The sequence below is a fragment of the Methylobacterium sp. J-026 genome (genome assembly GCF_022829585.1).
GTDB lineage: Bacteria > Pseudomonadota > Alphaproteobacteria > Rhizobiales > Beijerinckiaceae > Methylobacterium.
In genome coordinates this window covers 1-17,321 of record NZ_JAKSYC010000088.1, presented here as the reverse complement: position 1 = coordinate 17,321, position 17,321 = coordinate 1, and the positions used below count along the sequence as shown (strand labels likewise).

Annotated in this window: 14 protein-coding genes; 7 read left to right on the top strand and 7 right to left on the bottom strand. The window is 72.6% G+C overall.

Features of this window, described 5'->3' with window-relative positions; genetic code table 11:
• Positions 1-242 precede the first annotated feature (242 nt).
• Entirely contained in the window at positions 243-1,016 is a 774-nt protein-coding gene (locus MKK69_RS08575) for an invasion associated locus B family protein (protein ID WP_243967354.1), read from the top strand.
• A gap of 75 nt (positions 1,017-1,091) precedes the next feature.
• Here MKK69_RS08575 and MKK69_RS08570 read toward each other — a convergent pair whose 3' ends face one another.
• Genes MKK69_RS08570 through MKK69_RS08555 form a run of 4 tightly spaced genes read right to left on the bottom strand, consistent with a single transcriptional unit; the run spans position 1,092 to position 3,702 of the window.
• On the bottom strand, positions 1,092-2,120 hold the full coding sequence (locus tag MKK69_RS08570; RefSeq protein WP_243967353.1) for a DUF4424 domain-containing protein: 1,029 nt from the start codon (positions 2,118-2,120) through the stop codon (positions 1,092-1,094).
• 57 nt (positions 2,121-2,177) lie between these two features.
• Positions 2,178-2,516, bottom strand: coding sequence for a heat shock protein HspQ (hspQ, locus tag MKK69_RS08565; protein ID WP_243967352.1), 339 nt, complete (start codon positions 2,514-2,516; stop codon positions 2,178-2,180).
• Between the two features lie 47 nt (positions 2,517-2,563).
• On the bottom strand, positions 2,564-2,962 hold the full coding sequence (locus tag MKK69_RS08560; RefSeq protein ID WP_243967351.1) for a nuclear transport factor 2 family protein: 399 nt from the start codon (positions 2,960-2,962) through the stop codon (positions 2,564-2,566).
• Positions 2,959-3,702 (bottom strand): DJ-1/PfpI family protein, encoded by a 744-nt coding sequence (locus MKK69_RS08555; RefSeq protein ID WP_243967350.1) that lies wholly within the window; start codon positions 3,700-3,702, stop codon positions 2,959-2,961. Before MKK69_RS08555 ends, MKK69_RS08560 begins: the two co-directional genes overlap by 4 nt.
• 52 nt (positions 3,703-3,754) lie before the next feature.
• Here MKK69_RS08555 and MKK69_RS08550 point away from each other — a divergent pair, with 52 nt between their 5' ends.
• Positions 3,755-4,738 (top strand): GlxA family transcriptional regulator, encoded by a 984-nt coding sequence (locus MKK69_RS08550; protein ID WP_243967349.1) that lies wholly within the window; start codon positions 3,755-3,757, stop codon positions 4,736-4,738.
• A 193-nt stretch (positions 4,739-4,931) separates the two neighbouring features.
• Here the strand turns inward: MKK69_RS08550 and MKK69_RS08545 are convergent, their stop codons facing one another.
• The 3 genes from MKK69_RS08545 to MKK69_RS08535 all read right to left on the bottom strand — a co-directional run bounded on the left by MKK69_RS08545 (position 4,932) and on the right by MKK69_RS08535 (position 9,037).
• The gene (locus MKK69_RS08545; protein WP_243967348.1) at positions 4,932-5,981 is read right to left on the bottom strand and encodes an HpcH/HpaI aldolase/citrate lyase family protein; all 1,050 of its coding nucleotides are present in this window, start codon (positions 5,979-5,981) and stop codon (positions 4,932-4,934) included.
• A gap of 228 nt (positions 5,982-6,209) precedes the next feature.
• Complete coding sequence (locus MKK69_RS08540) at positions 6,210-7,532, bottom strand: tlde1 domain-containing protein (RefSeq protein WP_243967347.1); 1,323 nt, start codon at positions 7,530-7,532, stop codon at positions 6,210-6,212.
• 176 nt (positions 7,533-7,708) lie between these two features.
• A complete protein-coding gene (locus MKK69_RS08535; RefSeq protein WP_243967346.1) occupies positions 7,709-9,037 on the bottom strand; it encodes an AmpG family muropeptide MFS transporter in 1,329 nt (442 codons plus the stop codon).
• A 219-nt stretch (positions 9,038-9,256) separates the two neighbouring features.
• On the opposite strand from MKK69_RS08535, the gene MKK69_RS08530 reads away from it, so the two are divergent.
• The 5 genes from MKK69_RS08530 to MKK69_RS08510 all read left to right on the top strand — a co-directional run bounded on the left by MKK69_RS08530 (position 9,257) and on the right by MKK69_RS08510 (position 16,961).
• The gene (locus MKK69_RS08530) at positions 9,257-10,309 is read left to right on the top strand and encodes a DNA polymerase III subunit delta' (RefSeq protein WP_243967345.1); all 1,053 of its coding nucleotides are present in this window, start codon (positions 9,257-9,259) and stop codon (positions 10,307-10,309) included.
• A 533-nt stretch (positions 10,310-10,842) separates the two neighbouring features.
• Positions 10,843-13,491, top strand: coding sequence for an MGH1-like glycoside hydrolase domain-containing protein (locus MKK69_RS08525; protein WP_243967343.1), 2,649 nt, complete (start codon positions 10,843-10,845; stop codon positions 13,489-13,491).
• Between the two features lie 208 nt (positions 13,492-13,699).
• Positions 13,700-15,298, top strand: coding sequence for a methionine--tRNA ligase (gene metG, locus MKK69_RS08520; protein ID WP_243967342.1), 1,599 nt, complete (start codon positions 13,700-13,702; stop codon positions 15,296-15,298).
• Positions 15,299-15,345: 47 nt separating this feature from the next.
• On the top strand, positions 15,346-16,170 hold the full coding sequence (locus MKK69_RS08515; RefSeq protein WP_243967341.1) for a TatD family hydrolase: 825 nt from the start codon (positions 15,346-15,348) through the stop codon (positions 16,168-16,170).
• Complete coding sequence (locus tag MKK69_RS08510; protein ID WP_243967340.1) at positions 16,158-16,961, top strand: MBL fold metallo-hydrolase; 804 nt, start codon at positions 16,158-16,160, stop codon at positions 16,959-16,961. Before MKK69_RS08515 ends, MKK69_RS08510 begins: the two co-directional genes overlap by 13 nt.
• Positions 16,962-17,321 lie beyond the last annotated feature (360 nt).

The following is a 17,321-nucleotide window of genomic DNA, read 5'->3' as shown; positions in this document are numbered from 1 at the left end:
CCAGGCCGCGGTGTCATGCCTTCGCCTCATTCCAGGGGAAAGGCAGGCCGCCCGGTCGCCGGGGCGGGAACTGCGCGCATCCGGGCGCCCGTCCCCCCCGATGGCCGGACCGATTCATCCGGAGTTCCGGAAGGCACGCCACGGCGGCGCGCACCCGGACGGTCCGGCGGACCTGCCGCCAGGCGGGCTCCGCATCCTGCAAGTTCACCGCACACCACATCTCGTCCAAGGGGTCAGAGCCGATGTCCTTCACCCGCCCCGCGCCGCACGTGCGCGCCGCCCTCCTCGGTCTCGCGGGCCTCGGCCTCGCGGCCGCTCCGGCGCTGGCGCAGCCGAAGAAGCCCGCCCCGACCGCACCCGCCCCGACCGCCCCGGCCCCGGCCGCGCCGGGCACCCCGGCGGCCAACACCCCGGCGGCCCAGACCGGCCCGCAGATCGTGGCGGTGAAGTCCGAGCCGAGCCAGGCCGACTGGACCAAGGTCTGCGGCAAGGACCAGGGCTCGGGCACCGACATCTGCTACACGACCCGCGACTTCGTGTCCGACCAGGGCCAGCCGGTGCTGGCGGTGGCGGTTTACGAGATGAAGAACGCCGCCCAGAAGCAGGAGGTGCGCGTGGTGCGCTACCTGCTGCCGCTCGGCCTGCTGCTGCAGCCGGGCATCCGCTTCAACGTCGACGGCCAGGCCGGCACGCCCGGCCGCTTCGCGGTCTGCTTCCCGAACGGCTGCTTCGCCGAGGCCGGGGGCGTCGATGCCGGCGTCGTCGCGGCGATGAAGAAGGGCACGACCCTCAACGTCTCGGTCCAGAACCAGACCCAGCGCGAAGTCACCTTCGCGGTGCCGCTGGCCGGCTTCGGCAAGGCCTTCGACGGCCCGGCGATCGACCCGAAGGTCCTGGAGGAGCAGCAGAAGAAGCTCCAGGCGGAGCTGGAGAAGCGCTCCGAGGACATGCGCAAGAAGCTCGAGCAGCAGGGCGGCGCCGCCCCGGCCGCCGGTGCCGCCCCGGCGGCGAAGTAACCGCCGCGCGGCGCGCGACCCGCGGGGGCCGGACCGGGCAGGTCCGGCCCTTCCGCGTTCGCGGCCGCCGATGCGCTAACGGATCCCCATCGGGCCCGGACCGGGCAGGACGATCAGGATCCGGAGGTCGTGGTCGGGCACGTAGTCCCGGGCCTCCCACCGGAACGTGGTGGGTCCGATCCTCCGGACGCCCGTGCGGCAGAAGCTCACGACCGCGTCCGGCGTCCCCTTGTCCACCGTCAGCGTGAAGCGCCCGATCGGCGCGGCCCAGTTGCGCGCGGTGGTCACGATGTAGGGCACCACGAAGGCCCGCAGGTGGCCGCTCGCGTTCGGGGCCCTGGCGTGCAGGCGCCGGATCGCCGCCAGCCCGGCCCCGTCCAGGCAGTAGGTCGCGCGGTAACCGGCGCGGGCGGCCTCCTTGGGATCGAGGAGGTGAAACCCGCTGACCGGGGCGTAGCTGTGGGCGATCCGGACCTCCGTCCCGGGCGGGAAGGTCTGCAGCCAGTGGAACTTCGCCTCGCTGCGCCACAGCCCATCGTTCGGCGCCTCGGTCGTGCTCGCGCCCTCGGGGAACAGGCCGGCCTTGACCAGCTCGGCCCAGTCCGCCTGGCCGAGGCGCTTCTCGGCGGCGGCGAGGTCGGCGAAGCGCAGGGGGTTGAACGGCAGGCCGTGGCGGCGCAGCAGGTCCGTCACCTCGCGCTCGCCCACGAAGGCGCGCTCCTCCAGCGCCGGCTCGACCGGACGACCGTCGACCGTCGCGGTGAAGCCGACGAAGTTCGCCCGCTCGGCCTGCGGCAGCTTGAGGGCGGACGCGCTGAGCAGGCGGCCATCGATCGGCGGCAGCGGGAATGCGATCCGGACCGTGCGCGATTCATCCACCCGGTTGCGGAACACGTAGGACACGTCGATCCGGTCGAGGCCGATCGACAGGTCCTCGCTGGCGAGGGCGATCCCCGGCTCCGGCACCAGGACCAGCCCGCCGGCATCGAGCTCGGCAGCGCTGTCATTGGCGCGGGCCGGAGCGCAGAGCAGGGCCGCGGCCAGGAGTGTCGCGGCGGCGGATCGGGGCTTGGCGGGCATGGCGGCGAACTCGTCCGACGGCACGGCGGCCGTCGGACCGAGGCTAAAGCGGCGCCCGTGTCGGAAGCTTTACGAGCCCGGTCAGTTCGTGGCACGGGCGCGCATCCGGTAGGCGCCGGCGGCGTCGCGCACGAACATCTCGGCGATCCCGGCATGGCGCAGGGCCTCGCCCGACGTGTCGGGCAGAAGGTTCTGCTCCGACACGTAGGCGACGTATTCGGTCTCGGCGTTCTCGGCCAGCAGGTGGTAGAAGGGCTGGTCCTTGCGCGGCCGGACCTCCTCGGGGATCGACATCCACCATTCCTCGGTGTTGTCGAAGACCGGGTCGACGTCGAACACGACGCCCCGGAAGGGGTAGATCCGGTGGCGCACCACGGCGCCGATGGCGAATTTGGCGGTTCTCAGGGTTACGTCCGTCATGGTTCAGTCCGTCCTGACGGGACAGATAGGTCCGATGACGGGGCCTGTCACCGGGTGGGCGCGGATCCCCCCGTCCCGGCGGCCTGGGCCAGGCGGTCCCGGACCGCGAGCGCCGCGGGCAGCGGCCGCCACAGGACGCTCATCTCGGCGATCAGCCCGGCCGCATCGAGGCGCCAGACGTCCACGCCGTCGAGCCGGTGCGGGCCGGCCGAGGCCCCGAAATACGCGGCGGCCCGCCCGGGCCCTTCCAGGATCTCGCGGATCTCGAAGGCGTCGATCGTCGCGAGCAGCGCGTCGACCACCGGCCGGATCGCGGCCTTGCCGCGCACGGGCTCGGCGGCGAGCGGCGTGTTGAGCACGACGCCGTCGGCCATCTGCGCCAGCATGCCGTCGGGATCCTTGGCCTGCATGGCGGCCGCGAAGGCGCGGACATGGGTGAGGTTCATCGGAGATCTCCTGCGGGTTGGGGGGTCCGGATGCCGCGTTCGGCGGCGATCGCCCGGGCGGTGGCCTCGCGCCGGGCGGTGAGGTCGGCGGCCCGCGCCCGGGCCGCCGCCACGACGGCCGGCGGGGCTGTCCGGGGGGTGCCGCTGTCGAAGGGCGGCTCGGGGGCGTATTGCATCCCGAGCTGGATGCCCTGCGCGGCCTCCGTACCGCGCAGTTCGGCGGCGAGGCGCAGCGCCCCGTCGATCCCCGCGGTGACGCCGGCCGCGAACACCCAGGTGCGGTCCTCCGCATCGCGGTCGATCACCACCCGCGCATCCACCGGCTCGGCCCCGAAGAAGGGCAGGAGGTGGACCGCGTTCCAGTAGGTGGTCGCCTGGCGCCCGACCAGGAGGCCGGCCGCCCCCAGCAGGAGCGCGCCGGTGCAGACCGAAAGGACGTGGGAGGCGCCCATTGCCTGCTCCCGGATCCAGCCGAGCACGGCCGGATCGCGCATCAGCGCCTCCTGGCCCTGGCCGCCCGGGACATGGAGCACGTCGAGCCGGGGCGCGGCGTCGAGGGTCGCGTCCGGCAGGATCCGTAGGCCGCGCACGTCGCGCACCGGATCAGGGGTGGCCGCGTAGATCCGGTAGGTGCTGTTCGGGATCCGGGCCAGGATCTCGAACGGGCCGGTGAGGTCGATCTGGTCGAGCCCCTCGAACAGGAGCGAGCCGATCTGCAGGTGGGTGTCGGGCGGGATCATCGGAGCCTCCGGGGTGGACAGGGCGACCCTACCGCGTCACGCTCTGGCCCGAATGACAAAGAGCCCTCGTTTCCCGCCAGATGCGCCGCGGCCCGTCGAGGTGCTGGCCTTCCCGTCGGCGCAGCTCCTCGACGTGGCGGGGCCGCTCCAGGTGTTTGCCACCGCCAACGAGCGCGGCGGCGTGGGCCAACCTTACGCGCCGCGGGTGATCGCGGCGGGCGAGCCGACGCTCACCACCTCGGCGGGCCTGCGGCTGGTGGCCGAGCCGCTGCCCGGCGGCGACATGCCGGTCGACACGCTGGTGATCGCGGGCGGCCCCGGAATCCTGGCGGCCTGCGACGACCCCACCCTGGTGGCCTGGGTCCGGGCGCGGGCCGGACGGGCGCGCCGGGTCGCCTCGGTCTGCACCGGGGCGTTCCTGCTGGGGGCGACCGGGCTCCTCGACGGGCGGCGGGCGGTGACCCATTGGCATCATTGCGGCGAACTGGCCGGGCGCTACCCGCGGGTCCGGGTCGAGCCCGATCCGATCTTCGTGCGCGACGGCCCGGTCTGGTCCTCGGCGGGGGTCACGGCGGGGATCGACCTGGCGCTCGCGCTGGTCGAGGAGGATCTCGGCCGCCCCCTCGCCCTGGCGGTGGCGCGCCACCTCGTGATGTTCCTGAAGCGTCCGGGCGGACAGGCGCAGTTCAGCGCGGCGCTCGCCCTGCAGGCGGGGGAGGAGCGGTTCGGGCGGCTCCACGCCTACATCGCCGACAACCTGTCGGGCGATCTCGCGCTGCCGGCGCTGGCCGCGGCGGCGGGGATGAGCGCACGCAGCCTCAGCCGGCATTATCTCGAGGCGACGGGCCTCACCCCGGCCAAGGCCGTGGAGCGCCTGCGGGTGGAGGCGGCCCGGCGGGCGCTCGCCGAGACCGCGCAGCCGGTCAAACGCATCGCCCGGACCTGCGGCTTCGGCTCCGAGGAGACGATGCAGCGCAGCTTTCTAAGGCACGTCGCGGCGACGCCGCAGGATTATCGGGCGCGGTTCGGGGGCTAGCGCTTTTCCCCTCCCCTGACGATCCCGGGCTTGCCCGGGATCGCTCGAGCTTGCGGGGAGGGGTCAGGGGTGGGGCAGGATCGAGCGTTCCGGTGCCGCCTGCACCACCCCCACCTCCAACTCCTCCCCACAGGGGGGAGGAGAGCGCGTCGGCGCAAATGTGTGCCCCTTGTAGGTTCGGGAGAGAGGGGGTTCACCCCAGCTGATACACCGCCGCCAGTTCCGGATCCTTCGCGGCGACCAGCTTCGCCAGATCCACGATGACCTTGGCCTGCTTCCAGGTGGCGTCGTCCTGCATCTTGCCGTCGAGCATCACCGCCCCGGTGCCGTCCGGCATCGCCGCCACGATCCGGGCCGCGAAGGCGACCTCGGCGGGGTCCGGCGCGAAGACCCGCTTGGCGATCGCCACCTGGCTCGGATGCAGCGTCCAGGCCCCGGCGCAGCCCATCAGGAAGGCGTTGCGGAACTGCGCCTCGCAAGCCGCGCCGTCGGAGAAGTCGCCGAACGGGCCGTAGAACGCCTTGAGGCCATTGGCCATGCAGGCATCGACCATCTTGGCGATCGTGTAGTGCCAGAGATCCTGCTGCGCGGTGGCCCGGGGGGCGTCGCCCGCGGGATCGCTGAGCACCCGGTAATCCGGATGGCCGCCGCCGACCCGGGTGGTCTTCATGCCGCGCGACGCCGCGAGATCCGCGGGCCCGAGGCTCATCCCGTGCATCCGCGGCGAGGCCGACGCGATGGCATCGACATTGGCCACGCCCTCGGCGGTCTCCAGGATCGCGTGGACCAGGATCGGCTTGGCGATCCCGTGCCGCGCCTCGAGCTGGGCGAGCAGCTGGTCGATGTAGTGGATGTCCCACGGGCCCTCGACCTTGGGCACCATCACCACGTCGAGCTTGGCGCCGACCTCGGCGACGAGGGTGAACAGGTCGTCGAGAATCCAGGGCGAGTTGAGGGCGTTGATCCGGGTCCAGAGACCGGTGCCGGTGGCGGCGAAGTCGGTGGCCTGGGCCATGGCGACGAAGCCCTTGCGCGCCGCCTCCTTCTGGTCGGCGGGGACCGCGTCCTCCAGGTTGCCCAGAACTACGTCGACGGTCCCGGCGAGCTCCGGCACCCGGGCGCGGACCTTGTCGTTGTGCGGCGGCACGAAATGGATCATCCGCTCCAGCCGCACCGGCAATTCGCGGAACGGGGCCGGCGCGCCGGTGGCGAGGGGCTGGAAGAAGCGGCGGGGCAGTTTCATCGGGTGCCTCTTGTCAGGGCTGGCGTCCGCCCCCGTTAGAGCCGATCCCGATCGCATTGCAATCGGGCCCGATCCTGGATTCCAAAGGACGAGTCCTTTGGCGGGTGCAGGGCAGAGCCTTGCTGTACGGCTCTTCCGCCCCCGCGCGGGGGTGGAAGAGCCGTTCGTCGGGGTTTCACCCCGACACCCCACCAAAGGACGAGTCCTTTGGGATCCCGTGACCATACCCTAGCCCCGCCGGCCGCCGCGGTCGCTCATCCCGATCCGGCCGAAGAAGTCGCCGCTGCCGGCCACGACCACGAGGCGCCGGACCTCGCCCCGCAGGAAGGCCTGGAGGAAGCGGTTGTAGTCGCGGAACGAGACGCAGCCGTTCGAGGCGCCGGGCTGACGCAGCATGTAGGTGTGGGCGAGCAGGCCGTCGCGGCCATGGACCGCGCCGCTGCCGCCGACCGGGGTGAGGCGGATCGCCCGCACCCCGTGGAACAGGCTCTCGCGCTCGGTCAACGCGTAGGTGCCGGGGGGCGTCGAGCCGCGCATGCGCAGGTGGACGAAGCGCGGGTTGTCCATGGCTTCGCCGAGGCCGGAATGGGCCTCCAGCACCTCGCCGGAGGGCAGCGTTACCGTGCGGGCGCTGATGTCGTAGACCGCCGTGCCGGCCACGGAGTCGGGCGCCGGGCTGATCCGGGTGCGCGGGGCCTCGCGCGGCAGGGCGTCCGGGCTGGCATAGGCCAGGGCCTGGCGGGGTTCCGGACCTGGCGCCGCGGCGCCGACGCCGAACAGCTTCTCGAAGAAGGACGGCTCCTCCGCCATGGCGGCGCGGAACACGTCGCGGGTGCGGGGCAGGGCGCGGGACGCCACCCGGGGGGCGGGGGCGGGACGCCGCAGCTCCGGCGGGCGCGCCACCGGGAGCGGGACGAGGGCGGCCGGCGTCGGCTCGGCCGCGGCGAGCCGCAGCGGGGCCGAGGTCGCCTCGGCGACCGTCGTCCTGGGCGACGCCCCCGGGGCCCGCGCGGTCCGGATCTGCGCCGCCCTGACCTGCTCGGCGCCGGCGACCTGCCGGGCGATCTCCCGGATCGCCGGAGACGGCTCGGATGCGGCGACCTGCGTGGCGGCCTGCGTGGCGATCTGCGTGGCGACCTGGAATTCGGTCGGCAGCGCCTCGGTGCCGAAGGCCATCGCCGCACCGGAGCCCAGGGCGGGGCTCGGATCGAGCATCCAGGCGATGTTCGGCTGCGGCGCGGCGTGCGGGGCGGTGGCCAGCGCCGGCCGGAGCGCGGGCGCGGCGAGGGGCGCGCGCTCGTCGGGGGCGGGCGGCCCGGCGAGCATCGCCCAGCCGGACAGACTCACCGCCGTCAGGGCGATCAGCGCCGTCAGCCGGGTGCGGCGGCGGGCGCGCCGCATGGCGCTGGGATAGGGGGCCCGGGTGCGGGCGACGGGATCGTAGGCGGTCTCGACATAGACGACCCGCGGGGGCGCCGTCCGCCGGGCGGGCTCCGCCATGGGGTGCGCAATTCGGGGGTCCGCAGTTCGGGACGACGCAGCCTGGGCCATTCGGGGAACTCGCGCACGCGCTTCCCCGTGGGCAGCCGCCGCCGTTCGCCCGCGGAGGCTTGTTCCGCGCGCGTGGCCTGGGTTGCCCAACTGGGGAGGACTTCAACCGTCCGCCCCATTAAGCGGCCTTATGGTTAAGTCTTGCTGAAGACGCGCACGCCGCGGCGAATACGCGTTCAGGGCGCCTGTTCGGCGGCCTCCATCGGCCCGTGCCGGCGCGCGACCAGCAGGCAGAGCAGGGCCACCGGCACGCCGATCAGCGACGTGCCGACGAAGAACCAGGGGAAGCCGGTCCGCTCGATGACGAAGCCCGAGACCCCGGCGAGCAGGCTGCCGGGCAGGGCGCAGAGCGAGGTGAGCAGGGCGTACTGGCTCGCCGCATGCGCGGTCGCCGAGAGCCGGGACATGTAGGTGATCAGCACGATCGACGCGAAGGCGTAGGCGAAGCCCTCGATCCCCACGGTGGCCGCGAAGGTCCAGAACGCCGCCCCGCCATGGCCGCCGTGCCAGGCGAGGTAGGCCAGGGCGAGGTGCGACGCGGAGGCCGTGACCGTGCCGACGAGCAGGCTCGCCATCATGCCGATCCGCGGGATGATGGCGCTCGCCAGGAACGTCCCGCCGAGCGCGATCCAGAAGCCGAACAGCTTGGTCACCGTGGCGATGTCGGTGTTCGAGTAGCCGAGCGTCTTGAACAGCGGGATCGCCATGGCGCTCGACACGTAGCCGGGCATCCGGAAGCCCGCCACCAGGGCGAGCACGGGCACGGCCAGCGGCCCGAGCCGGGCCAGGAGGTCGCGGATCGGCGCCCAGACGGTCTCGACGAAGCCGCCCGTCGCCGGCGTCGCCGGGGCGGGGGGCTCGGGGGCGAGCAGGGCCGCGACGGTGCCGGGGGCCATCAGCGCGGCCATGCACAGGTAGGCGGCGCGCCAGCCATAGGCGTCGGACAGGTACAGGGCGCCCGCGCCCGCCGCGAGGTTGCCGATCCGGTAGCCGATCTCCGACCAGGACGACATCAGCGCCTGCTGCGCGGGGGGCGCGGCGGTGATCCGCCAGCCGTCGATGACCACGTCCTGCGTGGCCCCCGCCACCCCGAGGGCCAGGGAGAAGGCCACGGTCCAGGCCAGCCAGTGCGCCGGGTCGCCGAAGGCCACCCCCGCCAGCGCCAGCGCCACCAGGATCTGCGTGGCGACGATCCAGCCGCGGCGGCGCCCGAGCCACCGCCCCAGCAGCGGCGGGTCGTGGCGGTCGAGGAACGGTGCCCAGAGGAACTTGAACTTGTAGGCGATGGTCAATTCGCTCATCAGGCCGATGTTGGCCAGCGGCACCTTCGCCTGGACGAGCCAGGCCGATTGCGTGGCGTAGACGAGCAGGAACGGGATGCCCTGGGCGAAGCCCAGCCCCAGCACCGCCATGACCCGCCGGTCGGCGAACAGGGGCTTCAGGAAGGCGTTGGTGTCGGACTTCACCGGGTCGGGCGCGCCGGTGACCTGCGCCGGGTTTGCCATCCACGCCTCTCCTGAGCTGCGTGGGGGAGAGAGCAGATCCGGCCGCGCGGTGCAACGCGCGCGGGGTCGTCGCACCGGGCCTCCCGCAAGGCGCGCGCGCCATCGCTTGCACCGCAAGGTCGCCCGCCAAGGCCCGCCCGGGGCGCTGGGCGCCGCCCGCCCACCCCTGTAAGCAGCGGCACCGGGATCGCCGGCCGGACGGGAGCCCCAGGGACCGCCATGAAGCCCATCGACCGCGCCGCCGACGACGTCGAGCCCGGGGACCTGCCGGGCATCCCGCGCCCGCGGGAGACCCTGGGGCTGGTCGGCCACGCGGCGGCGGCCGACGCCTTCGCGGCCGGCATCGCGGCGGGGCGGCTGCACCACGCGTGGCTGATCGGCGGCGCCCCCGGGATCGGCAAGGCGACGCTCGCCTACCGGGTCGCCCGGCGCCTGCTCGCCCATCCCGGGGGCGGGGGCCCGCCCGGGCTCGACCTGCCGGCGGGCGACCCCGTCACCGGCAAGGTGGCGGGCCTGTCGCATCCGAACCTCGTGGCCCTGCGCCGCCACCGGATCGCGGGCGCCAAGGCGCTGCCGACCAAGATCTCCGTCGACATGGTCCGCCGGGCCCTGGACCTGTTTTCCGCGACCGCCACGGATTCCGGCTGGCGCGTCTGCATCCTCGACAGCGCCGAGGACCTGAACGCCAACGCCGCCAACGCCCTGCTCAAGGTGCTGGAGGAGCCCCCGCCCCGGGCCCTGTTCCTGATCCTGTCCCACCAGCCCGGCCGGCTGCTGCCGACGATCCGCTCCCGCTGCCGGGCGCTGATGCTGCGCCCCCTGGCGGCCGGGGAGGTCGCCCGGGTGGTGCGAGGGCTGCCGGAGCCGTTCCCGCAGCCCGAGGAAGCCGCCCTGGCCCGGGCGATCACCCAGTGCGAGGGCTCGGTGGCCCGGGCCCTGGCGATGCTCGACCCGGTCACGTCCGGGCTGGTGGCGGAGGTCGAGACCCTGCTGGCGCGGGCGCGCGATCCTGATTGGGGCCGGGTGCTCAAGCTCGCCGAGACCCTGGCGGGGCGCGACGCGGAGACGCGGTTCGCGGCCGCCCAGGACGCGGTGCTGCGCTTCGTCTCGGCCGAACTCGACCGCCGCCGGGACGAGCCGCCGGCGCGGCTGGCGGCCCTGGTGGAGGTCGCCGACCGGTTCGGCCGCGCGGCCCGGGAGGCGGCGATCTACAACCTCGACCGGCGCCCGGTGGTGCTGTCGCTGTTCGGGGATCTGGCGGAGGTCGGGTAGGGGCCGGGCAGAGCCGGCCCTTTCAAAGTGTTTGGATTGGGTCGCGTTCGGGACGGTCCGCCCAAGAGTTCACACCTCTCCACTTGACGCCTGCGCGTCGAAAAACGTGCGCTTCCCCTCCCCCTTGCGGGGAGGGGTCAGGGGTGGTGCAGACGACACCGCACCGTTCGATCCTGCACCACCCCCACCTCCAACGCCTCCCCGCACGCCCGTGCGATCCCGGGCAGGCCCGGGATCGCGGGGGGAGGAGGGCGACGCGCGTCGCCCATGAATTGCTGCGCCAAACACCGTGAAAGGGCTGGCCGGGCGGGGATCCTGGCGTCGGCCCATCGCGGGGCGGCGATCGAACGCGCGTTCCCGCCCGCCTGCTCGGCATCCGGCCTGCGGCGCTTGGCTCTGATGATGCATCGCGCCCCCGCTCGATCCCTGGCCGCCCGGAATGCCATGACCCACGATCTGCCTCATCGCGCGGCCGTTCGGACGATCCTGTCCCTCGCCCCGCCGCGGCGGGCCCGCCTTCGAAAGGGGCGGGCGTGAGCGACGCGATCGCTTGGGCGGAGCGCCGCCGCATCGCCGAGCAGGCGCGCGGCGAGCGGCCGTGGTCGCTCTGGGGGCCGTATCTGAGCGAGCGGCAATGGGGCACCGTGCGCGAGGATTACAGCCGCGACGGCAATGCCTGGCGCTCGCTGACCCACGACGATGCGCGCTCGCGCGCCTATCGCTGGGGTGAGGACGGGCTCGCCGGCCTCTGCGACGAGCGCGGCCTGCTCTGCCTCGCGCTCGGCCTGTGGAACGGGCGCGACCATATCCTGAAGGAGCGCCTGTTCGGCCTGACCAACGAGCAGGGCAACCACGGCGAGGACGTCAAGGAGCACTACCACTACCTCGACGCGGTCCCGAGCCACGCCTACCTCAAGTTCCTCTACCGCTATCCGCAGGCCGCCTACCCCTACGAGGACCTCGTGCGCGAGGGGCTGCAGCGCAGCCGCGAGGTGCCGGAATACGAGATCGACGACACCGGGATCTTCGACGGCGGCCGCTTCTTCGACGTGACGGTGGAATACGCCAAGGCGGATGTCGACGACATCCACGTCACCGTCTCGGCGACGAACCGGGGCTCGGAGGCCGCCGACCTCCACCTCGTCCCGCAGCTCTGGTTCCGCAACACGTGGTCGTGGCGGGAGAACGGCCCGCGCCCGCGTCTGGCGATCCACCCCGAGGGCGGCGTCGCCTGCGAGCATCCCCGCCTCGGCCCCTACCGGCTGGTCTTCGAGGGCGCGCCGGACGTGCTGTTCTGCGAGAACGACACGAACCTGCGCCGCCACGCCGGCCAGCCCGAGGCCGAGGGCCCGTTCAAGGACGGGCTCCACGCGGCGATCGTCGGGGGCGACGCCGCCGCGATCCGGCGCGATGCCGGGACCAAGCTCGGCCTGCACTACGCGCTCCGCCTGGAGCCCGGAGAGACCCGGCGGATCCGCCTGCGGCTGTCGGCGGGGGTGCGGACGCGCCCGCTCGATGCGGATGGCAGCCTCCGGGACCTGCGCGTCGCCGAGGCCGACGCCTTCTACGACGACCTTCAGGACGGGATCGCCGAACCGGATGCCCGTACGATCTTCCGGCAGGCCGCGGCGGGGCTGATCTGGTCGAAGCAGCTCTATGCCTACGACGTGCGGGTATGGCTCAAGGGCGATCCCCTGCAGCCGGTGCCGCCCCGGGAGCGCGACGGCGGCCGCAACACCCAGTGGCGCCACTTCGCGGCCTCCGACGTGCTCTCGATGCCGGACACGTGGGAATATCCGTGGTTCGCCGCCTGGGATCTCGCCTTCCACTGCCTGCCGCTGGCTCTGCTCGACCCGGACTTCGCCAAGAAGCAGCTCCTGCTGCTGACGCGCGAATGGTACATGCACCCCAACGGCCAGCTCCCGGCCTACGAGTGGGAGTTCTCCGACACCAACCCGCCGGTCCATGCCTGGGCGACCTACCGGGTGTTCGAGATCGACCGCGCCCGCCGCGGCGGACGCGGCGACCTCGCCTTCCTCGAAGGCGTCTTTCACAAGCTGCTGATCAACTTCACGTGGTGGGTGAACCGCAAGGATGCGGGCGGCCGCAACGTCTTCCAGGGCGGCTTCCTCGGCCTCGACAATGTCGGCGTGTTCGACCGGTCGCGCCCGCCGCCGGGCTTCGGCATGGTGCACCAGGCTGACGGCACCGCCTGGATGGCGATGTATGCCCTCAACATGATGCGCATCGCCCTCGAACTCGCGCTCCACAACGACGTGTACGAGAGCACCGCCTCGAAGTTCTTCGAGCACTTCCTGCTCATCGCCGAGGCGATGACCGACATGGGCGGCGAGGGCTTCGGCCTCTGGGACGAGGACGACGAGTTCTACTACGACGAGGTCGACATGCCCGGCGCCGGGCTGCTCCCCTTGCGTGTCCGCTCCATGGTCGGGCTGGTGCCGCTGTTCGCCGTCGAGGTGATCGAGCCCTCGGTGCTCCAGCGCCTGCCGGACTTCGCCCGGCGCCTCAACTGGCTGCTGGAGAACCGCCCGCATCTCGCCCGCCTCGTCTCCCGCTGGGACGAGGGCGGCGTCAAGGACCGCAAGCTGCTGTCGCTGCTGCGCGGCCACCGGATGAAGGCGCTGCTGCGGCGCATGCTCGACGAGGCGGAGTTCCTCTCGCCCTACGGCGTCCGCTCGCTGTCGAAAGCGCATCGCGACCAGCCCTATGCCCTGAACGAGTTCGGCGCCTCCTTCACGGTCCGCTACGATCCGGCCGATTCCACCTCGAACATGTTCGGCGGCAATTCGAACTGGCGCGGGCCCGTGTGGATGCCGACGAACTACCTGATCATCGAGGCCCTGCGCCGCTTCCACACCTATTACGGCGACGACTTTCGCGTCGAATTCCCCACCGGCTCGGGGGAGATGCACACGCTCGCCGCGATCGCCGACGCGCTTCGGGACCGGCTGATCGCCCTGTTCTCCAAGGACGGGGCCGGCCGCCGCCCGGCCTTCGGCGACCGGCCGCCGATCCCGGCGGCCGCGGGCGCCGAGGAGGCCCTGTTGTTCCACGAGTTCTTCGACGGCGACACCGGCCGCGGTCTCGGCGCCTCCCACCAGACCGGCTGGACGGCGCTGATCCTCAACCTGCTGCACCACCGGGCGAAGCCGCCCCCGTAGGCCGCCTCGCAATCGGCGTCGCAGGCGAAGGGCGGCGGCCCCCGCGGGGTTCCGCGGGCCCCGCATGCCGGTATCCGGAGCCCTGCCCCCGGTGCCTCCGGCGGGTGGGGACGCCGATGCGTGTCCGGGGCCGGACGGTGCCGTCCGCGGAGCGGGCGGCGGTTGCGTCCCGGCCGCTGCCGCGCGACAACGCGGGCAGCTTTTCGCGATGATCCGGAACACCCTCGACGTGACGTCCAACACCCCGGCGCAGCCCCAAAAGACCTTCGGCCTCTCGACCGCGATCTCCTACCCCAACGGCGCGCCACATATCGGCCACGCCTACGAGGTGATCGCCGCCGACGCCATCGCGCGGTTCCACCGGCTCGACCGGTACGACGTGCTGTTCTCCACCGGCACCGACGAGCACGGGCTCAAGATCCAGCAGGCCGCGACCCGGGCCGGCACCAGCCCGCGCGCCTATGTCGACGGCACCGCCGCCCGCTTCCAGGCCATGGCCGACCGGATGGACTGCGCCTACGACCGCTTCATCCGCACCACCGAGCCGGGCCATTACGAGGCCGCGCAGGCGATCTGGCGGCGGATGGAGGCCAACGGCGACATCTACCTGGACACGTACGCCGGCTGGTACTCGGTCCGCGACGAGGCCTATTACGACGAGGCCGAGACCCGCCTGCTGGAGGATGGCAGCCGCCGCAGCCTCGCCACCGACACGCCCGTCGTGTGGATGGAGGAGGAGAATTTCCTGTTCCGGTTGTCCGCCTACCAGGACCGGCTGCTCAAGCTCTACGCGGACCAGCCGGACTTCATTGGGCCGGAAACCCGGAGGAACGAGGTGGCGAGCTTCGTGCGCTCCGGCCTCAAGGATCTGTCGGTCAGCCGCACCAATTTCGACTGGGGCGTGCCGGTGCCGGGGCATCCGAACCACGTCATGTACGTCTGGGTCGACGCGCTGACCAACTACCTGACCGTCACCGGCTTCCCCGACGAGTCAGCCGCCGGGAAAAAATTCTGGCCGCTGGATCTGCACATCATCGGCAAGGACATCGTCCGGTTCCACGCGGTCTACTGGCCTGCCTTCCTGATGTCGGCCGGGCTGCCCCTGCCCAAGCGCGTCTTCGGCCACGGCTTCCTGCTCTCCAAGGGCGAGAAGATGTCGAAGTCGCTGGGCAACGTCCTCGACCCGTTCGAGCTCGCCGACACCTACGGGGTCGATCCGGTGCGCTATTTCGTGCTGCGCGAGGTGCCGTTCGGCGGCGACGGCAGCTACAGCCACGAGGCGATCATCGGCCGGATCAACGCCGACCTCGCCAACGACATCGGCAACCTCGCCCAGCGCTCGCTGTCGATGGTGGCCAAGAACTGCGATGGCGCGGTGCCGGATCCCGGCGAACTGGCGGAGGCCGACCGGGCGCTGCTCGCCCAGGCCGACGCCCTGCCGCAGCGGGCGCGGGACCTGATGGGCGACCTCGCGCTCCATACGATCCTGGCCGAGATCTGGGCCGTGGTGGCGGAGGCCAACCGCTACTTCGCCGGCCAGGAGCCCTGGAAGCTCCGCAAGTCCGACCCCGCGCGGATGAACGCCGTGCTCTACACGACGCTGGAGGCCCTGCGCGCCTTCGGCATCCTGATCCAGCCCTTCGTGCCCGGTGCGGCCGCCAAGCTCCTGGATCTGCTGGCGGTGCCGGCCGACCGGCGCAGCCTCGCCGATGTGGGGGAGGGGGGCCGCCTCGTGCCCGGCACGGCCCTGCCTGCCCCCGCGCCGATCTTCCCGCGCTTCGAGCGCCCCGAAGCCCCCTCCGCCTGAGTCCCTTCCGCGTGAAGGACTCTGCCGCCCGCCGGCCCCGAGACCCGATGCTCATCGACAGTCACTGCCACCTCGATTTTTCCGATTTTTCCGCCGACCTGCCCGGCGTGATCGCCCGGGCGAAGGCCGCGGGTGTCACCGGCATGCTCACCATCTCGACCCGGGTCGCCCGGGCCGAGACCTACCGGGCGATCGCCGAGGCCCATCCCGAGGTCTGGCACACGATCGGCACCCATCCGGACGGGGCCGCCGAGGAGCCGGACGTGCCGGCCGAGACGATCGCGGAGATCGCCGCCTCCAGCCCGCGCTGCGTCGGGATCGGCGAGGCGGGGCTCGACTACCACTATCCCGACGCCGCCCCCGAGGCCGTGCAGGAGCGGGTGCTGCGCGCCCATATCGCGGCGGCGCGCCTCTCCGGCCTGCCCCTTGTGATCCACGCCCGGGACGCCGACGACCATATGGAGCGGGTTCTCGCCGACGAGATGGGCCGAAAACCCTTCCGGGCGGTGCTGCACTGCTTCTCGTCGGGCCGGCGGCTGGCCGAGGCCGGGCTAGAGCTGGGGCTGTACGTGTCGTTCTCGGGCATCGTCACCTTCCGGCGCTCGCACGATCTCCGGGACATCGCCCGGGCCGTGCCCCTGGACCGGATCCTGGTGGAGACCGACGCGCCGTTCCTCGCCCCCGAGCCCCATCGCGGGCGGACCAACGAGCCGGCCTACACGGCCGACACCGCCCGGTCGCTGGCCGAGACCCTGGGGCTCGCCCCGGAGGACCTCGCCCGGATCACCACGGCGAATTTCTTTGCGCTGTTCGACAGGGCGGCCCCCGGTGAGGCGGCGGGGCGGAGCGGGGGATCCGGATGGCCAACCTGACCCTGCGGATCCTCGGCTGCGGCTCCTCCGGCGGGGTCCCGCGGGTCGGCAGCGGCTGGGGCGCCTGCGACCCAGAAGAGCCGCGCAACCGCCGCCGCCGCTGCTCGATCCTGGTCGAGCGCACCGCCGGGGCCGGGCGGACCACGCTCCTGGTCGACACTGCGCCGGACCTGCGCGAGCAGCTCATCGACGCGGGGGTGCGGCGCCTCGACGGGGTCGCCTACACCCATGCCCATGCCGACCACACCCACGGCATCGACGATCTGCGCCCGCTGGTGATCGCCATGCGGGCGCGCATCCCGGTCTACGCCGACGCCCTGACGCGGTCGCTGCTCACCGCCCGGTTCGGCTACTGCTTCGAGACGCCCCCCGGCAGCGCCTATCCGCCGATCCTCGACCTGCGCGACCTGGCCGTCGACCGCGACCTGATCGTGGAGGGGGAGGGCGGCCCGATCACCGTGGAATCGCTCCCGGTGGAGCACGGCAACGAGGCCGCCCTGGGCTTCCGCTTCGGGCGGGCGGCCTACATGCCGGACGTGAGCCTGATCCCGGAGGCGAGCCTCGCCCGTCTGCACGGCCTCGACCTGCTGATCATCGACGCCCTGCGGGACACGCCGCACCCGACCCACTTCTCGGTCTCCGACGCCCTGGCGCTGATCCGCGAAGTCCGCCCGGGCCGGGCGGTGCTCACCAACCTGCACACCGACCTCGACTACGCCGCCCTGGCGGCACGCCTGCCCGAGGGCATCGTGCCCGCCTATGACGGGATGCGTCTGACCCTCGGGGCCTGAGGGCCTCCGGGGGAGGGGCGAATCGGGCGTCACACGCCTGTCGCCGGCCGAGTCCAAGAAAATCGGCTTCGCAGCGCACAAGGCTGTTGACGGGCCGGGGCGGTGTGCGTATACCCCGGTTCATCGGCGCCGGCCGCGAGAGTGGCCCGGGCGCTGAGGCATCTTCTGACAGATCTGCGGGGTTGGCCGGCGGGAACGCTGGGCGGCTTGCTGTTTGTCTCTGGCGGGTTTGGCTTTCGGGCTGTCCTGCCTGCTCTTTGACAAGTTAGAATTGAGGAAGGGAGACGCGGGCGGCGTTTGTCCTTGCGGCTGGGCTTTCGGGCCTGGCGTGAGAGACTAGTGCCGATCGTCGTGTTTCTC

Coding starts and splice junctions, on each gene's coding strand:
- MKK69_RS08575 (WP_243967354.1), top strand. CDS start 243: ATGTCCTTCACCCGCCCCGCGCCGCACGTGCGCGCCGCCCTCCTCGGT.
- hspQ (WP_243967352.1), bottom strand. CDS start 2,516: ATGACGGACGTAACCCTGAGAACCGCCAAATTCGCCATCGGCGCCGTG.
- MKK69_RS08560 (WP_243967351.1), bottom strand. CDS start 2,962: ATGAACCTCACCCATGTCCGCGCCTTCGCGGCCGCCATGCAGGCCAAG.
- MKK69_RS08555 (WP_243967350.1), bottom strand. CDS start 3,702: ATGATCCCGCCCGACACCCACCTGCAGATCGGCTCGCTCCTGTTCGAG.
- MKK69_RS08550 (WP_243967349.1), top strand. CDS start 3,755: ATGACAAAGAGCCCTCGTTTCCCGCCAGATGCGCCGCGGCCCGTCGAG.
- MKK69_RS08545 (WP_243967348.1), bottom strand. CDS start 5,981: ATGAAACTGCCCCGCCGCTTCTTCCAGCCCCTCGCCACCGGCGCGCCG.
- MKK69_RS08540 (WP_243967347.1), bottom strand. CDS start 7,532: ATGGCCCAGGCTGCGTCGTCCCGAACTGCGGACCCCCGAATTGCGCAC.
- MKK69_RS08535 (WP_243967346.1), bottom strand. CDS start 9,037: ATGGCAAACCCGGCGCAGGTCACCGGCGCGCCCGACCCGGTGAAGTCC.
- MKK69_RS08530 (WP_243967345.1), top strand. CDS start 9,257: ATGAAGCCCATCGACCGCGCCGCCGACGACGTCGAGCCCGGGGACCTG.
- metG (WP_243967342.1), top strand. CDS start 13,700: ATGATCCGGAACACCCTCGACGTGACGTCCAACACCCCGGCGCAGCCC.
- MKK69_RS08515 (WP_243967341.1), top strand. CDS start 15,346: ATGCTCATCGACAGTCACTGCCACCTCGATTTTTCCGATTTTTCCGCC.
- MKK69_RS08510 (WP_243967340.1), top strand. CDS start 16,158: ATGGCCAACCTGACCCTGCGGATCCTCGGCTGCGGCTCCTCCGGCGGG.